Below are 4,575 nucleotides of genomic sequence, written 5' to 3'. Positions count from 1 at the left end.
GGCGGCACGCAGCCACACGACGTGCTGCCCGCCAACGCCATCGGCTACGTACGCCTTGACCTCGGCCCCGCCCGCGTCGTGGTACCGGTTGAGGCTCGGCTCCGTCCCGCCCGGCGTGTCGAAGGCCACCGGAAGGGGCCGTCTCAGGCGGAGGATCGCTCGACCAGGTGGGTGTCGAGTATCACCACCGGCTGCTCCAGGTGCTCGCCGTTGATGCGGGCGACGAGGAGGTGGGCCATCTGCCGGCCCATCGACTCGGTGGGCTGGTGCACGCTGGTCAGGGCGGGGGAGGAGTGCGCCCCGGCGGGCGAGTCGTCGAAGCCGATCACCGCGACGTCGCCGGGGATGCTCTTGCCCTCCTCGCGCAGCACCCGCATCGCGCCCAGCGCCATCGGGTCTGAGGCGGTGAAGACGGCGTCCAGGTCGGGGTTCTCGGCGAGCAGCTTGCGCATTTCGGCCATGCCGCTCTCCTCGCTGAAGTCGCCGTACGCCACGATCTCGCTCAGGCCGGTCGCGAGCAGCGCGTCGCGGTAGCCCGCGAGCCGGTCCACGCCCACGCCCATGTCCTGCGTTCCCGCGATGGTGGCGATCCGGCGACGGCCCCTGCCCAGCAGGTACTTGACCGCCTGCCTGGCTCCGGCCCGGTTGTCCACGTCGACGTAGCTGTAGGGGGTGAGGCCGACCGGGCGGCCCCCGATGACCGTCGGCACGCCCATCGCCTCCAGCCTTCCCGGCAGCGGGTCGGCACCGTGCAGGGAGATCAGCAGCACCCCGTCGACGTGCTGTCCCGTCAGATAGTGCTCCAGCCGCTCGTGCTCCTGCTTCGACTGGGCCATCGCGAGGATCAGCTGCAGACCGGTCTCGGACAGTGCGGAACCGATGCCGCGGATGGTTCCCGCGAAGTACGGCTCGTCGAAGACCCGCAGCTCGGACTCCGATACGACCAGTGCCACGGTGTCCGTGCGCCGGGTGACCAGTGCGCGCGCAGCCCGGTTGGGCACGTAGCCCAGTTCCTGGATCGCCTGCAGCACGGCGTCACGGGCCTTCTCGCTCACCTTCGGTGAACCGTTGATGACCCGCGACACCGTGCCTCGGCCGACTCCGGCCAGGGCCGCGACCGCCTCAAGCGTCGGACGACGGTCGCCGTTCATGTGTTTCAGCCCCCCGTGGTGAATTCGCCGACCCCTATTCTGTCGGACCGTTCAGGCCTCCGCGCCTGATGGTCCCGGCATACCAGAGAGCGCTCTCTTTGGGAACTCTAGTTTGCGTCTCATAGTCGACGTGCACCAGTCCGAACCGCTTTCCGTACCCCCACGCCCACTCGAAGTTGTCCATCAGGGACCAGGCGAAGTAGCCCTCCAGCGGGATCCCCGCCTCGATCGCGGTGTGGCAGATGCGCAGGTGGGCGTCGATGTAGCCCAGCCGGTCGCGGTCGTGGACGATGCCGTCGGGTCCCACGACGTCGTCGAAGGCCGCGCCGTTCTCCGAGATGACCAGCGGGACGCGCGGGTACTCGGCGGCCAGCCGCTGCAGGATCTCCAGCAGCCCCGAGTCGTCGATCTCCCAGCCCATGGCCGTCACGGGACGTCCGCCCTCGACGAACGAGACGTGCTCGCTGCCGACCCAAGGTGACCCGGTGTCGGTGGGCGCCGCCGCGGCCGACGCCGCGCCGCCGGGGGTTCCGGAGACGGTGAAGCGGCTGTAGTAGTTGATCAGCAGCTTGTCCAGCGGCGTTGAGATGATCTCCATGTCCCCGTCCTGGACGAGCCCGGCCGGCCGGCCGAGGTCCTCCAGCACGTCGGCCGGGTACTCGCCCTTGAGCAGGGCGTCCAGGAAGAAACGGTTCTGCAGCCCGTCGATGCGGCGGGCGGCGTCCTGGTCGGCCTCGGAGGCGGTCTGCGGCGTGATCGCGTACAGGTTGACGCAGCCGCCGATGACGCTTTCCGGGCGCTGGGCCCGTATCGCCTGCGCGGCCAGGCCGTGCGCGAGCAGCAGGTGGTGGGCGGCGTACACCGCCTTGTCGGGCTCGCGCCGCCCGGGGGCGTGCTCACCCGAGGCGTACCCGAGGAACGCCGAGCACCAGGGCTCGTTGACGGTGCTCCAGTTGCGGACCCGGTCGCCCAGCGCGTCGTGCACGGCCGCCGCGTAGTCGGCGAAGCGCTTCGACGTGTCCCGTGACGGCCAGCCGCCCGCGTCTTCCAGGGGCTGGGGCAGGTCCCAGTGGTAGAGAGTCACCCACGGGTCGACGCCCCGGGAGAGGAGCTCGTCGACCAGGCGGCTGTAGAAGTCGATGCCCTTGAGATTGACGGGGCCGTGTCCCTCGGGCTGGATCCGGGGCCAGGAGATGGAGAACCGGTACGCGCCGAGGCCGAGTTCGGCCATCAGCCGCACGTCGTCCCGGTAGCGGTTGTAGTGGTCGATGGCGACGTCGGCGTGCTCGCCGTTCACCACCCGGCCCGGCTGCTTGACAAAGGTGTCCCAGATGGAGACGCCGCGGCCATCCTCCGAGACGGCGCCTTCGATCTGGTATGCGGAGGTGGCCGCGCCCCAGACGAAACCTGTCGGGAACACCAGATCCGGGGTCTGAATCTGCGTCTCTTGCGTGGTCACGCTTTAACCGCACCTTCCATGAGTCCGCCGACGATCTGACGGCCGAACGCGATGAAAACGACGAACAGGGGGAGAACCGATGCCGCGGTGCCGGTGAACAGCATCACGTAGTCGGTGCCGTGGGCCTGGTTGAGCGCGGCGATCGACGTCTGGACTACCGGGTTGTCCGGGTTCAGCACGATCAACGGCCACATGAACTCGTTCCAGGTCTGCATGAAGACCAGCAGCGCCAGCACCGCCATTCCCGGCCGTAGCGCCGGCAGGATGACGTTCGCGTAGATGCGCATGGTGGAGGCGCCGTCGACGCGGGCCGCCTCGACCAGTTCGTCCGGCACCGCCTGGGTGGCGTACTGGGTCATCATGAAGACCCCGAAGCCGTTGAGCAGGAAGGGCAGGATCACCGCCTTCAGCTGGCCGGTCCAGCCGAGCGTGACCATGAGCTCGTACAGCGGCACGATGCCCATCTGCTGGAGCGGGACCATCATCGTCACCAGGATCAGGCCCAGCAGGATCTTGCCGCCCCGGAAGCGCAGCTTGGCGAAGGCGAAGCCGGCCAGGGTGGAGATGAGCACCACCGAGAAGGTCACGGTGACCGAGACGATGGCCGAGTTCACCAGGCCGGTCATGAAATAGGCGTCCTCGGTGGACAGGAGCCGTGAGATGTTCTCGCCGAGGTGGCCGCCGGGGAGCAGCGGCGGCGGTACGTCGATGGCCTCCTCGTTGGTCCGGGTGGCCATGATGAACATGTAGTAGATAGGGAACGCCGACAGCACCAGCGCGAAGGCCAGGACGACCTTCGTCAGCGGGCCGGCGTCCCAGATGCGGTTCCGTGCGGCCGACGGGCCGGAAGGCCGTCGTGAATGCGCCGGGGGCCGCCTGGACTGGATGGCCGTCACTTGGAACCCCCGATGCGGCGGGTGAAGGAGTAGTTGATGAGCGTCCCGAGGAGGATCAGCGCGAACAGCATCCACGCGGCGGCCGAGGCGTAGCCGAAGTCGAAGTCGCGGAACGCCTCCTTGACGATGAACATGGCCACGGTCTGGTATTGGCCGGTGGTGCCGCCGGCCATCGTCGGGTTGCCTTCGAACATGACCGGCTCGGTGAACAGCGTCAGGCCGCCGATGGTGGAGATGAACACCACGAAGACGATCGTCGGGCGCAGCATCGGGATGGTGATCTGCCAGAACTGCCGCCTGGCCGTGGCACCGTCGATGGCGGCGGCCTCGTAGAGATCCTTGGGGATGGTCTGCATGGCGGCCAGCAGGATGATGGCGTTGTAGCCGGTCCAGCGCCAGTCGATCATGGTGGAGATCGCGATCCACGCGGACCACTTCTCGTTCTGCCAGTTGATCGCGTCGGTTCCGAAGAGGCCCAGGAACCAGTTGATCATGCCGTAGTCACGCCCGTACAGCTGGGTGAAGACGACGGCGACGGCGACGACGGAGGTGATCAGCGGCAGCAGCACGCCGAGGCGGAAGAAGAGCCGTCCCCGGATGCGCTTGTTGAGCGCGTTGGCCAGCACGAGGGCGAGGACGAGCTGCGGGATCGTCGACATGACGAACATGCCGAGAGTGTTGATCACCGCGTTCCAGAAGGCCTCGTCGGTGATCAGCTCGATGTAGTTCTCGAGGCCGACGAAGGACTTGTCCCCGGCGAGCTCCCAGTCGTGCAGCGAGACCCAGAGGGTGTAGCCGAGCGGGAAGACGCCGAAGATCGCGAAGAGGAGGAAGTACGGGGAGACGAGGAAGTAGGGGGTCGCCCGGAGGTCGAACCGGGCCCATCCACCGCCTCGCTGCGGTCCGCCTGCCCCCGCCGACCGGCGGGGGCCGGGCTGTGGAGGGGCGGCAGGGGAGTCGACGTGCAGTGTCATCAACGGAGCCTTTCAGCGGGGCCGTGGCCCTGACACGAAGGGCACGCAGAAGCGAACCGTGCCCACATGGCCTCTTCGGCCTGTAGCAATTGCGG

Annotated in this window: 4 protein-coding genes; all 4 read right to left on the bottom strand. The window is 68.1% G+C overall.

The genetic code is table 11. From position 1 onward, the window contains the following. Positions 1 to 143: 143 nt before the first annotated feature. The 4 genes from ABZ260_RS47140 to ABZ260_RS47125 are packed head-to-tail and all read right to left on the bottom strand — an operon-like array spanning position 144 to position 4,480. A complete protein-coding gene (locus ABZ260_RS47140) occupies positions 144 to 1,151 on the bottom strand; it encodes a LacI family DNA-binding transcriptional regulator (RefSeq protein ID WP_355631426.1) in 1,008 nt (335 codons plus the stop codon). Positions 1,152 to 1,185: 34 nt separating this feature from the next. Continuing rightward, complete coding sequence (locus ABZ260_RS47135; RefSeq protein ID WP_355631423.1) at positions 1,186 to 2,610, bottom strand: GH1 family beta-glucosidase; 1,425 nt, start codon at positions 2,608 to 2,610, stop codon at positions 1,186 to 1,188. After that, positions 2,607 to 3,497, bottom strand: coding sequence for a carbohydrate ABC transporter permease (locus ABZ260_RS47130; protein WP_355631429.1), 891 nt, complete (start codon positions 3,495 to 3,497; stop codon positions 2,607 to 2,609). Before ABZ260_RS47130 ends, ABZ260_RS47135 begins: the two co-directional genes overlap by 4 nt. A 5-nt stretch (positions 3,498 to 3,502) precedes the next feature. Next, positions 3,503 to 4,480, bottom strand: coding sequence for a sugar ABC transporter permease (locus ABZ260_RS47125; protein WP_355631420.1), 978 nt, complete (start codon positions 4,478 to 4,480; stop codon positions 3,503 to 3,505). Between the last annotated feature and the right edge of the window lie 95 nt (positions 4,481 to 4,575).

This window comes from Streptosporangium sp. NPDC006013 (genome assembly GCF_040614275.1).
GTDB lineage: Bacteria > Actinomycetota > Actinomycetes > Streptosporangiales > Streptosporangiaceae > Streptosporangium.
This window is presented reverse-complemented; position numbering and strand designations above follow the sequence as displayed.